This is a genomic window from Methylovirgula sp. (assembly GCF_037200945.1).
In the GTDB taxonomy this organism is placed as follows: Bacteria; Pseudomonadota; Alphaproteobacteria; order Rhizobiales; family Beijerinckiaceae; genus Methylovirgula.
Window position 1 is genome coordinate 1,096,931 of sequence record NZ_JBBCGP010000001.1, and the last position, 15,936, is coordinate 1,112,866.

18 protein-coding genes and 1 tRNA gene are annotated in these 15,936 nt (G+C 60.5%); 11 read left to right on the forward strand and 8 right to left on the reverse strand.

Going from position 1 to position 15,936, the window contains the following annotated elements; all coding sequences use genetic code 11:
- Window positions 1-20: 20 nt before the first annotated feature.
- Window positions 21-491 carry a MarR family transcriptional regulator gene (locus tag WDN02_RS05310; protein WP_337292499.1) on the reverse strand — a complete coding sequence of 157 codons (471 nt, stop codon included), beginning with the start codon at window positions 489-491 and terminating at the stop codon, window positions 21-23.
- Window positions 492-714: 223 nt separating this feature from the next.
- Here WDN02_RS05310 and WDN02_RS05315 point away from each other — a divergent pair, with 223 nt between their 5' ends.
- Entirely contained in the window at window positions 715-1,566 is an 852-nt protein-coding gene (locus tag WDN02_RS05315) for an alpha/beta hydrolase (protein ID WP_337292500.1), read from the forward strand.
- Between the two features lie 106 nt (window positions 1,567-1,672).
- On the opposite strand, the gene WDN02_RS05320 is transcribed toward WDN02_RS05315, so the two are convergent.
- The 3 genes from WDN02_RS05320 to WDN02_RS05330 form a co-directional block, all read right to left on the reverse strand.
- Window positions 1,673-1,885: a hypothetical protein gene (locus WDN02_RS05320; protein WP_337292501.1), complete on the reverse strand. Its 213-nt coding sequence runs from the start codon at window positions 1,883-1,885 to the stop codon at window positions 1,673-1,675.
- Between the two features lie 187 nt (window positions 1,886-2,072).
- The gene (locus WDN02_RS05325) at window positions 2,073-2,285 is read right to left on the reverse strand and encodes a cold-shock protein (protein WP_337292502.1); all 213 of its coding nucleotides are present in this window, start codon (window positions 2,283-2,285) and stop codon (window positions 2,073-2,075) included.
- Window positions 2,286-2,553: 268 nt separating this feature from the next.
- A complete protein-coding gene (locus WDN02_RS05330) occupies window positions 2,554-3,015 on the reverse strand; it encodes a septal ring lytic transglycosylase RlpA family protein (RefSeq protein WP_337292503.1) in 462 nt (153 codons plus the stop codon).
- A gap of 645 nt (window positions 3,016-3,660) precedes the next feature.
- Here WDN02_RS05330 and poxB point away from each other — a divergent pair.
- Both poxB and fumC read left to right on the forward strand, forming a co-directional pair.
- Window positions 3,661-5,391 (forward strand): ubiquinone-dependent pyruvate dehydrogenase, encoded by a 1,731-nt coding sequence (gene poxB, locus WDN02_RS05335; protein ID WP_337292504.1) that lies wholly within the window; start codon window positions 3,661-3,663, stop codon window positions 5,389-5,391.
- An 8-nt stretch (window positions 5,392-5,399) separates the two neighbouring features.
- Entirely contained in the window at window positions 5,400-6,803 is a 1,404-nt protein-coding gene (gene fumC, locus WDN02_RS05340; RefSeq protein ID WP_337292505.1) for a class II fumarate hydratase, read from the forward strand.
- 18 nt (window positions 6,804-6,821) lie between these two features.
- Here fumC and WDN02_RS05345 read toward each other — a convergent pair.
- Window positions 6,822-6,911, reverse strand: a tRNA-Ser gene (locus tag WDN02_RS05345).
- Between the two features lie 167 nt (window positions 6,912-7,078).
- Here WDN02_RS05345 and WDN02_RS05350 point away from each other — a divergent pair.
- Window positions 7,079-7,441 carry a hypothetical protein gene (locus WDN02_RS05350; RefSeq protein WP_337292506.1) on the forward strand — a complete coding sequence of 121 codons (363 nt, stop codon included), beginning with the start codon at window positions 7,079-7,081 and terminating at the stop codon, window positions 7,439-7,441.
- A gap of 7 nt (window positions 7,442-7,448) precedes the next feature.
- Here the strand turns inward: WDN02_RS05350 and WDN02_RS05355 are convergent, their stop codons facing one another.
- Entirely contained in the window at window positions 7,449-7,901 is a 453-nt protein-coding gene (locus tag WDN02_RS05355; RefSeq protein WP_337292507.1) for a cyclic nucleotide-binding domain-containing protein, read from the reverse strand.
- Window positions 7,902-7,913: 12 nt separating this feature from the next.
- On the reverse strand, window positions 7,914-8,600 hold the full coding sequence (locus tag WDN02_RS05360) for a response regulator transcription factor (RefSeq protein WP_337292508.1): 687 nt from the start codon (window positions 8,598-8,600) through the stop codon (window positions 7,914-7,916).
- A 53-nt stretch (window positions 8,601-8,653) separates the two neighbouring features.
- Between WDN02_RS05360 and WDN02_RS05365 the strand changes: the two genes are divergently transcribed.
- The 3 genes from WDN02_RS05365 (at window position 8,654) to WDN02_RS05375 (ending at window position 10,257) form a co-directional block, all read left to right on the forward strand.
- Window positions 8,654-9,265 (forward strand): L,D-transpeptidase family protein, encoded by a 612-nt coding sequence (locus WDN02_RS05365; protein WP_337292509.1) that lies wholly within the window; start codon window positions 8,654-8,656, stop codon window positions 9,263-9,265.
- Window positions 9,266-9,285: 20 nt separating this feature from the next.
- Window positions 9,286-9,756 (forward strand): hypothetical protein, encoded by a 471-nt coding sequence (locus tag WDN02_RS05370; RefSeq protein ID WP_337292510.1) that lies wholly within the window; start codon window positions 9,286-9,288, stop codon window positions 9,754-9,756.
- 75 nt (window positions 9,757-9,831) lie between these two features.
- Window positions 9,832-10,257, forward strand: coding sequence for a DUF3597 domain-containing protein (locus WDN02_RS05375; protein WP_337292511.1), 426 nt, complete (start codon window positions 9,832-9,834; stop codon window positions 10,255-10,257).
- A 123-nt stretch (window positions 10,258-10,380) separates the two neighbouring features.
- On the opposite strand, the gene WDN02_RS05380 is transcribed toward WDN02_RS05375, so the two are convergent.
- The gene (locus WDN02_RS05380; protein ID WP_337294869.1) at window positions 10,381-11,103 is read right to left on the reverse strand and encodes a YggS family pyridoxal phosphate-dependent enzyme; all 723 of its coding nucleotides are present in this window, start codon (window positions 11,101-11,103) and stop codon (window positions 10,381-10,383) included.
- 162 nt (window positions 11,104-11,265) lie between these two features.
- Between WDN02_RS05380 and leuS the strand changes: the two genes are divergently transcribed.
- The 4 genes from leuS (at window position 11,266) to WDN02_RS05400 (ending at window position 15,935) form a co-directional block, all read left to right on the forward strand.
- Entirely contained in the window at window positions 11,266-13,896 is a 2,631-nt protein-coding gene (leuS, locus tag WDN02_RS05385; RefSeq protein WP_337292512.1) for a leucine--tRNA ligase, read from the forward strand.
- Window positions 13,883-14,413, forward strand: coding sequence for an LPS assembly lipoprotein LptE (gene lptE, locus WDN02_RS05390; RefSeq protein ID WP_337292513.1), 531 nt, complete (start codon window positions 13,883-13,885; stop codon window positions 14,411-14,413). The genes leuS and lptE overlap by 14 nt, the downstream gene beginning before the upstream one ends.
- On the forward strand, window positions 14,413-15,429 hold the full coding sequence (holA, locus tag WDN02_RS05395; RefSeq protein WP_337292514.1) for a DNA polymerase III subunit delta: 1,017 nt from the start codon (window positions 14,413-14,415) through the stop codon (window positions 15,427-15,429). The genes lptE and holA overlap by 1 nt, the downstream gene beginning before the upstream one ends.
- A gap of 71 nt (window positions 15,430-15,500) precedes the next feature.
- Window positions 15,501-15,935, forward strand: coding sequence for a nuclear transport factor 2 family protein (locus WDN02_RS05400; RefSeq protein ID WP_337292515.1), 435 nt, complete (start codon window positions 15,501-15,503; stop codon window positions 15,933-15,935).
- The last annotated feature ends 1 nt before the right edge of the window (window position 15,936 follow it).

Consider the following 15,936-nt stretch of genomic DNA (forward strand, 5'->3'; position numbering starts at 1 on the left):
TGCAGCTATTTTTTCGGCGATTATTTCTTGAGCGCGGAGAAGTGCTCGAACGCTTCGCGGAATTCCGAGCTCGACAGGCTGATTAACACCGAACGCAGTTCTTCCGCGCGTTTGGCGCCGAAAGCTTTTTCGAAACGATCCTGGGCGTTGCGCCAGAGTTCAGCCGTATATTTCAACTTCTTCACACCGGCCTTAGTCAATGTGGCGCGCTTTGCCCGGCCGTCCGCGGGATCCGGCACGATTGCAACCAGGCCCTCGCGTTCAAGCGGCTTCAGCGAGCGCCCGAGCGCCGACAAATCCATCACCATCGCCTGCGCCATTTCGCCAAGCGTCGGCGCGTCCATCACCTGGATCGTGTAAAGCAGCGTGTGCTGCGTCGCGCGTAGGCCGCTCGGCGCCAGCACATCGTCGTAAAGCTGGCCCAGCATGCGTGCCGTCTGCCGGATCGCGCCATTGTTGCATGGCATAAGATTCGTCGCTGTTTCACCCATGCTGAAAATCCGCTCTCGATTGTCTGCACATAATTTATACAACGAAAAAAAATATTCAAGTCATATACAACTGATTTTCCACGCAGAAGTCTTGGCTTGTGCGCACAGATGCGGAAACTTCACAAAGATCGCCTTGCCAACGCCTCCGCCTCGTGTAATTACTTGCATATGCTAGTTATTAGCTGACGGGCATATTTCAACCGTCTACAAGTAGGAGGAACCAATGGCCACCGACAATATCACCGCCGTGAACGCGCCCAATCTTTTCATCGATGCCACCAACGGAATTCGTTACGCCTATCGCCGTTTCGGCAAGAGCGGTGGCGTGCCGCTCATCCTGATGCAGCACTTTCGCGGCAATCTCGACTTCTGGGATAATGCTCTTCTGGACGCGTTTGCGGCTGAGCGGGAGATCATCGCGTTCGATAATACCGGCGTTGCGGCAACGAGCGGCAAGACGCCCGACAATGTGAGGCAGATGGCGCGTGACGCTATTTCATTCATTGAGGCGCTGAAATTCGAGACGGTCGACATCCTCGGATTCTCGCTTGGCGGATTCGTCGCGCAGGACGTCACCCTGCTGCGCCCCTACCTCGTTCGGAAATTGATCCTCGCGGGCACTGGACCACAGGGCGGCCCCGGTATGCATGGCTGGGTCAAGGACATCGCTGACGCGGCGCGCAAGGCCGATAGTGGCGGCGCCGAGCTCGCCTACATCATGTTCAAAGGGACTCCGACCAGCCAGGCGAAAGGCCAGGAATATCTCGGCCGCTTCATGGCGCGCCGGACAGACCGCGACGCGGGTGGCACATTACAGACGCGCGACGCGCAATATGATGCTGTCGTGGATTGGGGTATCCCGGATCATAGCAAGCTGCAGCGTCTTGCCGCCATCGAGCAGCCGACGTTCGTTGCAAGCGGTGATGACGATCGCATGCTGCCGCCTCGCCTCGCCTACATCATGGCCGGGCTGATCCCAAACGCGCAGATCAAAATCTATCCCGATGCCGCGCACGGATTTCTCTGGCAGCATCATCGGGAATTTGCCGCGGACGTGAACAGCTTCCTTGGGTAAACAGACGGCGCTTCGGTCGCGAACACGCAGCGGCTCAATGCAGCCGAGCCGCTGCAAAATCACCTTAAATTAGCAATGTCGGGGTAGTGCGGTTCCCGCGTGGGAATTATTGCGCGCGAGCGCCGCTCTTCAGATGCAGCCAAAGCGCCGGATCGTAGCGGCCCTGAAAATCCAGCATATGCGCCGAGACCTTTTCTTCGGTGTCGGGAATGATAACGCATTGGCGCGCTTTTATGGCTTCAGCCGTGCGCTTGAATTTCGGGAAATCATATTCCGCCTTTGTGTGGTTCCAACGCTTAAAGGCGTGAACAATAATCATGAAGTTTCCCGTTCGCTGAAGCGGCCTATCGACCAATCTGGAGGAAAGCGGCATGCGGCGTGCCCGAAAAATTCAAGGCCGCCGCCGCCGTTCGACGCACACCAAACCGCCAGTACATCCGTGGTCGGTTCGATCTTGCGAAGAGATATTTAGCCGCCGCGAATTGCGCGAAGCGGCAGGGCAAAAATCAGCCCAAAACCTTCAGATTGCTGGCCGACATCTTGCCGCTTCTCTGGTCGGCGGCGAGATCGAAATCCACCTTCTGACCTTCTTGCAGATTGTTGATGCCGGCGCGCTCGAGTGCACTGATGTGCACGAACGCGTCTCTGCTGCCATCATCCGGCGCAATAAAACCATAGCCCTTATCGGAATTGAACCACTTCACGGTCCCCGTCGTCATGGGAAACCCTTTCGTAAACATAGGTAATGCTTGTCCGCGGGAAGCCGCGGATCGTCGAAATCGCATATTTTCAGGAGAGAGAATTCAGCTCGGCGCGGATATTTTCTCGCGCGAGGCCAACTTGTCCGGCCGTCTATCGACGTGCTCAACATATACCGTTGCCAAAAGATATACAAGGCAGCGTACGGATGTTTCACGCTGGCGCCGTGAAGCATTCGTAGCGACCCGTCGGGCCGCTACGGGTAATCATGTCTTAGTCGCGCCAGCCTTAATCGCGCCAAGTCGATTGGATCGGCGTGCTTGCCGTAAGGACGCGGCCAAGATTGCCACCAACTTTCGGCCAGTGCGCCGCGGACGCATTCGACCAGCTATTCGCCGCATGCGTTTGCGACACGCGGGCCTGATCGGCATACCAACTCGTTGCCTGAACAGGCGTCGTCCGCGCCGCGACAGCGCCTTCGCCATGGCCGAGCACAGCAATCCGCACGGGCGCCGTGCCGCGCATGCCGATTGCGAAAGCTGCGCCGCGCGCGAGATCCAGACTGCGTCCGCGGACAAACGGGCCGCGATCGTTGATGCGGACCACGATGCTGCGGCCAGTACGGGGATTGGTCACCTGCAAGCGCGTGCCGAACGGCAGCGAGCGATGCGCGGCGGTGTAGCCGTTGGGATTGAAGCGTTCCCCCGAAGCCGTCCGGTATCCGGACGAATAGTAAGATGCGTAAATCAACGACCCGCCAGTGAGACTAAAATGCCGGCGCGAATGGGCGAAAGAATTTTCAGCGGAGAATGAAAGAAGAGCGATAGCAGATAGTGTAATTTTTGATGCGTTCAACACGTCACCCTTTCAGAAGTTGCAGAGGGGTGCGTATTGATTGTCACAATGTGTTCATAAATGGCGATTCATGCGGCGATAGTGAGATAAAGCTTCGGTAGATTGGCCAAAACGTCGCAGCAAATATGTCAGAACTGGCAGAGTTCCATCATATTTCATGGATGTGCTGGGCTTTGACTCAGAGAGATCTGAAAATTTACTATTTACTTACCATGTTATTGTCTAATTAAAGCCAAGCTCAAGGTTGGCTGATCAGAAGCCCCTTCGTATTCGGCTCTCGCTCCCAAAATCATCGCGTAAGCGCGATGTGAAAGATTTTACATCCACGCAATTCTTCGCCGGTCTTGCGCAATCCAGCCCACGCCGACGTCCGGTCTGCTCGCATCCTGACGGCTTCGCGTCACAGGAAGCTTGTCAAAGCCGCGCGCGCTCACGATCACGTTTCATGGGAATAACAAATAGACGCGTTTCAATCGGCGGCTAAAGTAACCTCGCTGCTTCGCGCGCAAAGCCGAACGGCGCTCGTTCGGAGGCGTATTCATGGCAACGTATAGGGTCGCTGATCTCGTTATCGAGAGTCTCCACGCCACCGGCGTGCGCCATATCTACGGTGTGGTCGGCGACAGTCTGAACGCCATCACCGATGCGTTGCGCAAACGCGAGGACATGAAATGGATCCACACGCGGCATGAAGAAACCGCGGCTTTCGCCGCCGGTGCCGACGCCCATCTCACCGGTCAACTCGCCGTCTGCGCCGGCAGTTGCGGCCCCGGTAATCTGCATCTGATCAACGGCCTTTACGATTGCCATCGGTCCCGCGTCCCGGTGCTGGCCATCGCGGCGCATATTCCGAGCGCCGAGATCGGCCGCGGCTATTTTCAGGAAACCCATCCGGAATCTCTGTTTCGCGAATGCAGCCATTATTGCGAGTTGGTCAGTGACCCGGCGCAGTTCCCCGGCGTGCTCGAAACCGCCATTCGCGCGGCCATTGGGCAGCGTGGCGTTGCCGTTGTCATCATCCCCGGCGATGTCGCACTGAAGGAGGCTGTCGGCGCGGCCTCGTCCGGCCGTGCGCTCGTCGCGAATCCGCCAATTGTCGTGCCGAGCGAGCATGATCTCGACGAGCTCGCGGCGTTGCTGAACGCGAGCGAGAAGACGACGCTCTTCTGTGGCCGCGGTTGCGCCGGGGCGCATCAGGCCCTGCTGCAACTCGCCGACACGCTGAAATCGCCGATCGTCCACGCCTTCGGCGGCAAGGAATATGTCGAATACGACAACCCGTTCGACGTCGGCATGACCGGGCTCATCGGCTTCAGTTCCGGCTATCACGCGATGCTGGATTGCGAAACGCTTCTCTTGCTCGGCACGGATTTTCCCTACCGCCAATTCTACCCGACCGATGCCAAAATCGCGCAGATCGACATAAGGCCGGAAAATCTCGGCCGGCGAACCCGAATCGATCTGGGGCTCATCGGCGACGTCAACGCAACGATCGCGGCGCTCTTGCCCAAGCTTAAAGTCAAAGCAGGCCGCTTTCATCTCGATGAAAGCCTCGCCCTCTACCGCAAGGCGCGCGAGGGCCTTGATGACCTTGCCGTCGCGAGGCCCGGCGACAAGCAGATCCATCCGCAACGTCTCGCCAAGCTCGTCAGCGAATATGCCGCTGACGACGCGGTCTTCACCTTCGATGTCGGCACACCGGTCGTCTGGGCAGCGCGCTATTTGAAAATGAACGGTCGGCGCCGGCTGATCGGCTCGCTGAACCACGGCTCGATGGCCAACGCCATGCTGCAGGCGATCGGCGCGCAAGTCGCCTTCCCCGGCCGGCAGATCATCAGCCTTTCGGGCGATGGCGGCTTCTCGATGATGATGGGCGACTTTCTGACGCTCGTGCAGCATAAGCTGCCGGTCAAGATCATCGTCTTCCAGAATCAGACGCTCGGTTTCGTCGCGCTGGAGATGAAGGCGGCGGGATTCCTCGAAACCGGCGTCTCACTCGCAGGCGTCGATTTCGCTGCGATGGCCCGGGCGATTGGCGTTCATGGTGTCCGGGTCGACGACCCCGCAGACCTCGAAGACGGCGTGAAGAACGTCCTGGCGCATGACGGGCCAGCCTTGCTCGACGTCAGGACCGCGACGCAGGAATTGGCCATGCCGCCGGCGATCAAATTGGACCAGGTGAAGGGCTTCGGACTTTGGGCTCTCAGGGCGGTGATGAATGGGCGTGGCGACGAATTAATCGAGGTCGCCAGAACTCATCTGCGCCGCTGAGCCGCGCCATGGGCGACTTTCGCATCGAAACAGATAGCCACGGCGAGGCGCGCGTCCCGGCCGATAAGCTCTGGGGCGCGCAGACGCAGCGCTCGCTCGAATATTTCAGCATCGGTCATGAGCTGATGCCGCGCGAGATGATCGCCGCCTATGCGATCCTCAAGAAGGCCGCGGCCTACGCCAATCATGCTGCGGGCTGGCTCGGCGAAGAGCAACAAAGCCTGATCGCGAAAGTCTGCGACGAGCTTCTCGCCGGCGAACATTGCGACATGTTTCCGCTGCACGTCTGGATGACCGGCAGCGGCACGCAATTCAACATGAACGTCAATGAAGTGATCGCCAATCGGGCGAGCCAGCTTGCCGGGCAGACCCTCGGCAGCAAGACGCCCGTTCATCCCAACGATCACGCCAACATGTCGCAATCGTCGAACGACAATTTTCCGTCGGCGATGAACATTGCCGCGGCGCGTGGCGTGACGCAGTGCCTGCTGCCGTCGGTTACGGCGCTGCGCGCTGCGATCGAGCGGAAAGCTGTCGAATGGGCCGACATCATCAAGATCGGCCGCACCCATATGCAGGACGCGACGCCGCTGACGCTGGGGCAGGAATGGTCCGGCTATGCCTCGATGCTGACCGATGATCTCGCACGCGTCGAAGTGGCGTTGCCGGGCGTCTATCAATTGGCGCTCGGCGGCACGGCCGTGGGCACGGGGATCAATGCGGCGCCAGGATTCGCTGACGCGGCGACGGCCGAGATCGCCAAACTCATCGGCTTGCCGTTTGTCAGCGCCCCGAACAAATTCGCCGTGCAAGGCGCGCATGACGCCTTGGTGCATCTTTCCGGCGCATTCCGCACGCTTGCGGTTTCGCTCACCAAGATCGCCAACGATCTCCGGCTGCTCTCAAGCGGGCCGCGCGCCGGCTTTGGCGAATTGACGATCCCATCGAACGAGCCGGGCTCGTCGATCATGCCGGGAAAAGTGAACCCGACGCAGATCGAGGCGCTGACGATGATCTGCGTCCAGATCATGGCGAATGATGTCGCGGTCGGTTTCGGTGGCGCCGGCGGCACCCTCGAAATGAATGTCTATAAGCCACTCATGATTCACAACATCATGCAATCGATCACGTTGCTGAGTGACGGCTGTACGAATTTCCGCAAATTCATGATCGAGGGCACGGAGCCGAACCGCAAGAGGATCGCGGATTTCGTCGCCAATTCGCTGATGCTCGTCACGGCGCTGGCCCCTGTCATCGGCTACGATAAGGCGTCGCAGATCGCGCATCACGCGCTGAAACACGATCTGAGTTTGAAGGCTTCGGCGTTGGCGCTGGGCTTCGTGACGGCGGAAGATTTCGAACGCATCGTCGACCCGACGAAGATGGTGGGGCGCGACACTGCCAAAGAATGAGAGTTTCATGCTTTCTTATGGCGGAGGGAGCGGGATTCGAACCCGCGATAGGCTTTCACCTATACACACTTTCCAGGCGTGCGCCTTCAACCACTCGGCCACCCCTCCTCTCGTCTCGCCCGCGGCGGGTGGCTACCGCCAATCGATCACGATTGGCGCGCACTATAATCAGCGAAGACGCCAGCGCAAGCTGTCCGGTGAGCGTTCTTGGGCAAGCGGTCCTCGGACTGCATAATTCCGACGAATTATATTCTTACACGTGTGGACGATGCCTGATGGCCGTGGCAAATCAAAGCCACCGCTCGGATTTGCCGATGTTTCGCTTCTTCCTTCGTATGCTCGGCCTTTTGCTGCTCGCCGGCGCCTTCGCGGCGCTTGTTGTTGACGGCACCCGCAGCATCGCCGCGGGCGCACTCGCTCTGACCCCGCTTGCCCAGACTCTCGCCTGGCTTTCGCCGCAGAAATTCGAAGCGCTGAAACCCCAATTGCAGCAGCATGTGCCGCATTTCGTCTGGGACCCGCTGATCGTCCATCTTTTGACCGCGCCGACCTGGATCGTCGCCGGGGCGCTTGGCGCGTTGGTCCTGCTCGTTACACAAAAGCGGCGGCCGAAAATCGGCTATTCGAACCGCGAATAGGCGCGGCTTAATCTTCGAGAGCGGTTTCGCGCAGCGCGTTCAGCTCCTGCGCGAAGCCTTGCAGCCGTTTTTCCAGGAATTGCTGCAAACGCCGAGCGCTGCGCGGCGATTCGGAAAGCGCCCGCTGAAACAGCGTTCGCGAAATCTGCAAGACGCCGGACGGTTCTTGGGCGATGGCGGTCGCCGGACGGCGCGTCGGGGCAATCAAAGCCATCTCGCCGATCAGGGCTGGCGGCCGGATAATTTTCTCCCCGCCGGCGCGATCGCCGCCTTCGAAGACGACACACCCCGAGCGCAGGAAATAGCCGCCGTCCGAAGGCTCATCGCGGGAAAACAGAACTTCCCCACTGCGCAGGATGCGTTGCCCGGCAGAGAGCGCAATGAAGCGCAGGGCTTCCGGCTCCAGCACCGCAAAGATCGGGTGGCGCGTGAGGTCGTGGAGATCGTCGTCGCGGGCCATGATCTACTTTCGTCAGGGCATCAGCTTGTAACCGCCGGCCTCGGTAATCAAAAGCTGCGATTTGGCCGGATCCTGCTCGATCTTCTGCCGCAACCGATAGATATGCGTCTCGAGCGTATGGGTCGTGACGTTCGAATTATAGCCCCAGACTTCTTTCAGCAGCACGTCGCGGGTGACGACAGATTGGCGCGCCCGATAGAGAAAGCGCAGGATCGCCGTCTCTTTCTCGGTGAGACGCAGCTTACTGCCCTTCTCGCTGATGAGATGTTTGGAACCCGGCTGAAAGGTGAAAGGCCCGATGCGAAACAGGGCGTCGTCGCTCGCCTCATGCTGGCGCAGATGCACGCGCATGCGAGCCAGCAGAACCGAAAATCGGAATGGCTTGGTCACATAATCGTTGGCGCCCGCATCGAGCCCGTCGATCGTGTCGGCATCCGAATCATGCCCTGTAAGCATGATGATCGGGTTTTTATAGCCCTCACCACGCAACTGCCGCACGGCCTCGCGTCCATCCATGTCCGGCAGGCCGACATCCATGATAATGAGATCGGGCGCCGCCTCGCGCGCCGCCAAAATTGCCGTCTGTGCGGTGGCCGCATGCAGCGGCTCGAATTCCGCGTGCAAGGCAAGTTGTTCGACGAGTTCGTCACGAAGATCGTCGTCGTCATCCGCAATCAGAATCTTGCGAACCTGCGTCATGGCTGGTCCTATGTCTCAGGGCCGCGTCGGCGGCGTTTAAAAAATCGGTCTCAGTGACAAACCTACGGAAACAGCGCGGCCCCGGCCTGTCGAAAGCGCGCAAAGGGTGCGGCAAGCCGAAGGTTGAGACGCGTTTGCGCCGGATTGTTGCGACGGCGTTACCGCGCTTTACTCCCGACGCGCCGGCGCGGGGACGCCTGCACGCGGGCCAGACCGTGTTCACCTGCGCGCTCGGAGCAACTGCAATCAGCCACCGTAAGCGCGAAGGCGACCATGCATCGCCTGCGGGTCATTTTCGGCTGATTGAAGGCTTTTTCAAGCCGTTAATCGGCCGCCGGCCACGCACCTCGCTGCCAATCTATGCCATTAGCCGCGAGCTTGGCTGGTGCGACGACCCGCTTTCTGGCAATTATAACCGGCTCATTCGGCTGCCAGCCCAGGCGCGCCATGAAACGCTTTGGCGAGACGATAGCCTCTACGATCTCGTCATCGTCCTCGACTATAATCTGTGCCCGCGGCGCAAGGGCGCGGGCAGCGCGATCTTTCTGCATTGCGCGCGGCCGGGCTTTTCGCCGACCGAAGGCTGCATCGCGCTACGGCAGGAGGATTTGCGCAAGCTTCTGCCGCGGCTCGCACGTCACGCAATCTTGATCGTTCAACGCTAAGTTTCCGGGAGCGTAATCCAATGAAAAGCCTGCTCAGCGGCCTCGCGATACTCGCCTTGTCTGGCATTGCGCTCCCGGCTGCCAGGGCGTCAGCCACGCCCGCACCGCAAGCCTATTGTGCCAAGGTCGGTAACGACGACGAGTTGCGCGGCGCGCCGCATTCGCTCGCGCCGGTGATCAAACAGCTTTTCCATATCAGCGGCGCTTATGCGGCGCAGACAACGCGCTATCGCTGCGCCGGCGGCAAGGTGATGCTTTGCAACGAAGGCGCAAATCTGCCGTGCGGCAAAGCCAATCTGAGCAAGCACCTGCCAGGCGCGACGGCGTGGTGCAAGGATAATCCGACGACGGGGGTTATCCCGATGGCCGCGACGGGCCACGACACGATCTACGATTGGCGTTGCGTGACCGGTGTGGCGACTCCCGGCGCGCCAGTCAGAAAAATCGATGCGCGCGGCTTCTTCGCCGATTATTGGCGGCCGCTCCCGTGAACCTCCGCACAGGCCGAAAGCAATTCGCCTGTCACATTGGCCGCCCAGTATGGACCGCACAGCAGGAGGAACTCGATGAGTATTCTGGGCAGCATCGTTTCGGCGATTTTCACTCACGGCAAAGCTTCGGCCACCCCGGCCTCGACACCGGCCACCGCGTCAGAATCCCCGGCGCCCACAGCTCCCGAAACACCGGCTTCTGCGCCAACAAGCGCCACGCCCGAGCCGGCCACGCCCAGCGCTCCGGTCGATATCGATGCCGTGTTGACGCAGCTTGCCGCGGCCCATCACGAACGGCTCGACTGGAAACATTCGATCGTCGATCTTCTGAAAGTGTTGAATCTCGACAGCAGCCTCGCGGCGCGCAAGGAACTCGCGACGGAACTGCATTACTCCGGCGATGAGCACGATACGGCAACGATGAACATCTGGCTGCACCGTGAAGTGATCGCCGAACTCGTCAAGAACGGCGGCAAGGTGCCGGCCGATCTGCAGCACTAAGACATTGGCCGTCATTGCGAACGAACGCGAAGCAATCCGGTCGCCCTCTGTGGATTGCTTCGTCACATTTGCGATATCGCTGTTGCGAAACATCGCCAGCGATGGCTCCTCGCAATGACGCTGCTACCTCGCGCCAAAAATTGCGCTGCCGACACGGACATGCGTCGCGCCAAGCTCGATGCCGATCTCGAAATCGGCACTCATGCCCATCGACAAAATGCCAATCCCGTTGCGCGCGGCGATCTTCTTCAAGAGCGCGAAGTGCGGTGACGCCTGCTCATTGACGGGCGGGACGCACATCAGGCCGGAAATTTCGAGCTTCAGGTCGTTGCGACAATAAGCGATGAACGCATCCGCCTGTTCCGGCACGATGCCGGCCTTCTGCGGCTCCGCGCCGGTATTCACCTGTACATAAAGTTTTGGCGCGCGCTGCGCGGGATGAGGAAAAGTGGAAGCCGGTTTTCCGCCCGCATCCCGCGCATTTAACGACTCGATTTCCTTCGCCAACGCCAATGCAATCTTTTCGCGATCGACGCTTTCAATCACATCGAAGAACGCGACCGCTTCGCGCGCCTTGTTCGACTGCAAGGGTCCGAGGAGATGCAGTTCGAGCCCCGGCGTCTCGTCCCGCAGTGCCGGCCATTTGCCCATGGCCTCCTGCACGCGGTTTTCGCCGAAAACCCGCTGGCCAGCGGCGATCACCGGCCGGATCGCGTCGGCCTCAAAAGTCTTCGAGACGCAGACCAACGTCACCGACCCCGGCGCGCGGCCGGCGTCGGCTTCCGCCCGGGCGATGCGCTCGCGAATGGCCGCAAGCCGCGCGACGGCACCATCCCCCGGCCGGATTTCATCTCCCGTCACAAGCCATCTCCATCGCGCCGCGCCATCATTGACCAGCCCTGCCAATAATGCTGTGTATCCGCCGCCAATCTTAAGATTTTCAATCGCATCCGATGGCCCGAAAACCCGCTTCGCACTTTCCGGCCCGATGCCCTAGACCCTGATAGCATGGACATTGCGCGCTACAACGCTCGCGAAGCCGAGCAAAAATGGCAACAGACCTGGGACGCGGCGGAGACCTTCCGCACGCCGAACGACGATCCGCGGCCAAAATACTACGTCCTCGAAATGTTCCCGTACCCGTCAGGGCGGATTCATATGGGGCATGTCCGCAATTACACGATGGGCGATGTCATCGCGCGGTTCATGCGGGCGCGCGGCTATAGCGTGCTGCATCCGATGGGCTGGGACGCCTTTGGCCTGCCGGCGGAAAACGCCGCCGCACAGAACAAGACCGACCCCGCCGCCTGGACCTACGCCAATATCGCCTCCATGCGGGCGCAACTCAAATCCATGGGGCTGTCGCTCGACTGGTCGCGCGAGATCGCGACCTGCGACCCGGCCTATTACAAGCATCAGCAGAAGCTGTTCCTCGATTTTCTCGCCGCCGGCCTGGTCGATCGCAAGAAGTCGAAGGTCAATTGGGATCCGGTCGATCATACCGTGCTCGCCAACGAGCAGGTGATCGACGGCCGCGGCTGGCGTTCCGGCGCGCTGGTCGAGCAGCGCGAATTGACGCAATGGTTCCTGAAGATTTCCGCTGCGGCAGACGACCTTCTCGCCGCGCTCGACGATCTGCCGCGCTGGCCGGAGAAAGTCCGGCTGATGCAGAAGAACTGGATCGGCAAATCCGAGGGGCTGCATCTGCGTTTTGCGCTCGCACCGTCGGACAAGGTCGCGGCGCGCGAAGTTGATGTCTATACGACGCGGCCGGACACGCTCTTTGGCGCGAAATTCATTGCGCTGGCGCCGGACCACCCGTTGGCCGCAGCGGCCGCGGCGCACGATCCGGCCTTGCAGGATTTCATCGCTGAATGTCAGCGCAAAGGCACGTCGGAAGCTGCTATCGAAACGGCCGAAAAAAGGGGCTACGACACCGGCCTCAAGGTGCGCCACCCTTTTGATGCCGATTGGCTGCTGCCAGTCTATGTCGCCAATTTTGTGCTGATGGATTACGGCACCGGCGCGATCTTCGGCTGCCCGGCGCACGACCAGCGCGACCTCGATTTCGCCAATGCCTATGGGCTCGGCAATATTCCGGTGGTTTGTCCGCCCGACATCGATCCGGCGACGTTCACGATCACCGACAAGGCTTATGATGGCGACGGCACGTTGATCAATTCGCGCTTCCTCGGTGGGCTGAGCATCGACGCGGCAAAAGAAGACGTTTCAAAGCGCCTTGAAGCGGCGACGCTCGGCCATGCACCCGTCGGCAAGCGCCAGATCAATTATCGCCTGCGCGATTGGGGCATTTCGCGCCAGCGCTATTGGGGCTGCCCGATCCCCGTCATTCATTGCGAAAAATGCGGCGGCGTGCCCGTGCCGGCCGCCGATCTGCCGGTCGTATTGCCATCGGACGTCAGCTTCGACCAGCCGGGCAACCCGCTTGAACGCCACCCGACCTGGAAGCACGTCGCCTGCCCGCAATGCGGCGGCCCGGCGCGGCGTGAGACGGACACAATGGATACGTTCGTCGACTCGTCCTGGTATTTTCTACGCTTCACCGACCCCTGGGACAAGGCCGAGCCAACCGATGCTGTGGCGGTCAAGAAATGGCTACCGGTCGATCAATATATCGGCGGCATCGAACACGCGATTCTGCATCTGCTCTACGCGCGCTTCTTCACCCGCGCCATGCAGGAGACCGGCCACGCCGATGCGCTGAAAGAGCCCTTCGCCGGCCTCTTCACCCAGGGCATGGTGGTGCACGAGACCTATCGCGACGCGAACGGTGGTTGGGTTTCTCCATCCGAAATACGGATCGATCTGACGCCGGACGGGCGCCGCGCGGCGCGGCTCGACGATGGCGCGCCGGTCGAGATCGGCCCGATCGAAAAGATGTCAAAGTCGAAGCGCAACACGATCGACCCCGACGAGATCATCGAGACTTACGGGGCCGACACGGCCCGCTGGGTCGTCCTGTCCGATTCGCCGCCCGAGGGCGACGTGATCTGGACCGACGCCGGCGTACAAGGCGCGGCGAAATTCGTTCAGCGCGCCTGGCGGCTGGTCGACGAACTGGCCGGCCTCGCCGCCTCGCTCGGCACGCCGGCGCCGTCGGAATTTTCCCCGGCTGCCGCGGAAGTGCGCAAAATGGCGCACGCGGCACTGGTCAAGGTTGAGGAAGATATCCAGCGGCTGCGCTTCAATCGCGCCGTCGCCCAGCTCTATGACCTCGCCAATAAACTCTCCGCCGCAATCGGCGTGATTGAAAGCCCGGAGATCGGCGACGATCTGCGCTTCGCCTTCCGCGAGGCGGCGGACATTTTTGTGCAACTATTTGCGCCGATGATGCCGCATCTGGCGGAGGAAAGCTGGGTCCGGCTCGGTCACGCGACTTTGGTTGCCGAGGCGCCATGGCCCATTGCGGACCGCAGCCTGATCGTCGAAAATATGATGAGTTTGCCGGTGCAGGTGAATGGCAAGAAGCGCGCGGATCTCGTCATTACCCGCGACGCCGATGCCGCAACGATCGAAAAGGCGGCCGTGGCGCTCGAAGGTGTGCAAAAGGCGCTGGAAGGCAAGGCGGTGAAGAAGGTCATCATCGTCCCGCAAAGGATTGTCAATGTCGTCGCTTAACCGGCCCGTCCTGCGGCGCATCGGCGTGCTTCTGCCCCTGCTCGGCCTCGGCGGCTGTATCGAAGAGGTGCGCCCGCTCTACGGCTCAGGAAGCTTTCTCGCGAACGGCGCGCAGGCCGAGAAAATGCAATCGGTCGCGGTCGACGAAATTGGCGGCCGTCTTGGTCATTATCTCGGCGACGATCTGCAGCTCGATCTCAACGGCACCGGCGCACCGACCGATCCACAGTACCATCTCGTCGTGACGCTCACGGAAGGGACAGAAACGCCGCTGATCGACACGGTGGAAGGCCTGGCGACGTCAGCGACAATTGTGACGACGGCAAATTTCCGCCTCATCCCGACCGCCAATAAAAAGGTCTATGTCGGCAAGGCCTATGTCGCGGCGAGCTACGATCGCAACATCAACCGCTTTGCGAATGTGCGCGCCGCGCGTGACGCGGAAATCCGTGATGCGCGGCGCCTGGCGGACGAAATCACGACGCAGGTCGCTGCCGAACTCGCCACGCATCCCTGATGGTCGCGGTCAAGAACGCTGACGCCGACCGTTTCATCGTCAAGCCCGCGCCGAATATCTTCCTGTATCTCGTCTTCGGCACCGACGCCGGCCTGATTGCCGAGCGCGCGCAAAAGATCATCGCCGCCGGTGTCGACGATTTGAAAGACCCATTCGAATTTCTGCGGATTTCCGGCGATGAATTGGCCGCCGACCCGCTGCGCCTTGCGGATGAAGCCAACACGATCCCGATGTTCGGCGGCCGCCGCGCCATCGCGATCGACGCGCAGGGCAAAAGTTTCGTCGCGGCTCTCGAACCAATTCTCGCCAAACCGCCGCTCGATTGCACAATCGTTATCGAAGCGGGCGCGCTGAAGCGCGATGCGCCTCTGCGCAAACTTTGCGAGTCGAATCCGCGCGCCGCGGCACTCGAATGCTATCCGGATTCTGCAAAGGATGTCGCGCAGCTCATCGACAGTGAATTGCGCGCCGATAATCTCAGTATCGATTCTGATGCGCGGACACTGCTCATCTCGCTGCTCGGCGAAGATCGGCTGACGACGCGCGCCGAGATCGCCAAGCTCGCGCTCTACGCGCGGGGCGCGGGAACAATTACAATCGGCCATATCGCGGCGATCGTTGCCGAGGCCTCAAGTCTCGCGCTCGACACCGCCATCGACGGCGCTTTTGAAGGTGATCTTCGCGCGGTGGAAAAAACCGCAGAACGCGTCTTTTCCGAAGGTGGCGATTACAATGCTTTGCTCGGCGCCGCGCTTCGCCACGCGACGGCGCTGCATCGCGCACGGCTGGATGCCGAATCCGGGCGCGGACCGGGCGGTGGTGGCGGGTTTGGATTTCGCCGCAGTCCCGCGTTCGAGCGGCATGTTCGCGCCTGGCCGTCGGAGCGATTGTCGCGCACGATCATCGCGCTCAACCAAGCGATCGGCAAAGCCCGACGCGATCCGCGTCTCGCCGATCAGATTGCGTTGCGTACGCTATGGTCGATCGCGCTCAGTGCGAGGAAGAAGGCAGGCTAATTTCTTCAGCCGGCCTCACTCATGCAATTCTATTTTCACAAGCAACGTCGCGAAATGTCGGAAAGTCCCGAATGCCAAGTTCCACATACGCCGGCTATGACAACGTCAAGCCTTACTTCGATCTGGTCCGGACGGCACTCGGCGACTTGGTCGATGGAGAGCACTTTTTCGATACCACGTCGGATGATGTCATCTTCGAGGTTCTCTACAACTTTCCCGGCTGGCCTCGCATTATCCGGGGGCGTGCCGATCTGATGGCTGCGTTCACTGGCTATGGCCAAAACATTAAGCTCCAGGCCGCGGACAAATTGATCGTCCACAAGGCGGGCGAGGGGCATGTCGTCGTCATCGAGTATGAAGTCCATGGGACCATTCTCGCGACAGGCGTGAAGTACAACAACCGGTTCTGCTCAATCATCAAGATTGAACACCGGAAGATCGCGTACTGGAGAGACTATATGGACTCTCTTGCGGCATGGAATGCGCTGACAGCAGCCGCCACCTAAA

Excerpts from the sequence above, each read along its gene's own strand:
- WDN02_RS05310 (WP_337292499.1), bottom strand. The coding sequence starts at position 491 with ATGGGTGAAACAGCGACGAATCTTATGCCATGCAACAATGGCGCGATC.
- WDN02_RS05315 (WP_337292500.1), top strand. The coding sequence starts at position 715 with ATGGCCACCGACAATATCACCGCCGTGAACGCGCCCAATCTTTTCATC.
- WDN02_RS05320 (WP_337292501.1), bottom strand. The coding sequence starts at position 1,885 with ATGATTATTGTTCACGCCTTTAAGCGTTGGAACCACACAAAGGCGGAA.
- WDN02_RS05325 (WP_337292502.1), bottom strand. The coding sequence starts at position 2,285 with ATGACGACGGGGACCGTGAAGTGGTTCAATTCCGATAAGGGCTATGGT.
- poxB (WP_337292504.1), top strand. The coding sequence starts at position 3,661 with ATGGCAACGTATAGGGTCGCTGATCTCGTTATCGAGAGTCTCCACGCC.
- fumC (WP_337292505.1), top strand. The coding sequence starts at position 5,400 with ATGGGCGACTTTCGCATCGAAACAGATAGCCACGGCGAGGCGCGCGTC.
- WDN02_RS05350 (WP_337292506.1), top strand. The coding sequence starts at position 7,079 with ATGGCCGTGGCAAATCAAAGCCACCGCTCGGATTTGCCGATGTTTCGC.
- WDN02_RS05355 (WP_337292507.1), bottom strand. The coding sequence starts at position 7,901 with ATGGCCCGCGACGACGATCTCCACGACCTCACGCGCCACCCGATCTTT.
- WDN02_RS05360 (WP_337292508.1), bottom strand. The coding sequence starts at position 8,600 with ATGACGCAGGTTCGCAAGATTCTGATTGCGGATGACGACGACGATCTT.
- WDN02_RS05370 (WP_337292510.1), top strand. The coding sequence starts at position 9,286 with ATGAAAAGCCTGCTCAGCGGCCTCGCGATACTCGCCTTGTCTGGCATT.
- WDN02_RS05375 (WP_337292511.1), top strand. The coding sequence starts at position 9,832 with ATGAGTATTCTGGGCAGCATCGTTTCGGCGATTTTCACTCACGGCAAA.
- leuS (WP_337292512.1), top strand. The coding sequence starts at position 11,266 with ATGGACATTGCGCGCTACAACGCTCGCGAAGCCGAGCAAAAATGGCAA.
- lptE (WP_337292513.1), top strand. The coding sequence starts at position 13,883 with ATGTCGTCGCTTAACCGGCCCGTCCTGCGGCGCATCGGCGTGCTTCTG.
- holA (WP_337292514.1), top strand. The coding sequence starts at position 14,413 with ATGGTCGCGGTCAAGAACGCTGACGCCGACCGTTTCATCGTCAAGCCC.
- WDN02_RS05400 (WP_337292515.1), top strand. The coding sequence starts at position 15,501 with ATGCCAAGTTCCACATACGCCGGCTATGACAACGTCAAGCCTTACTTC.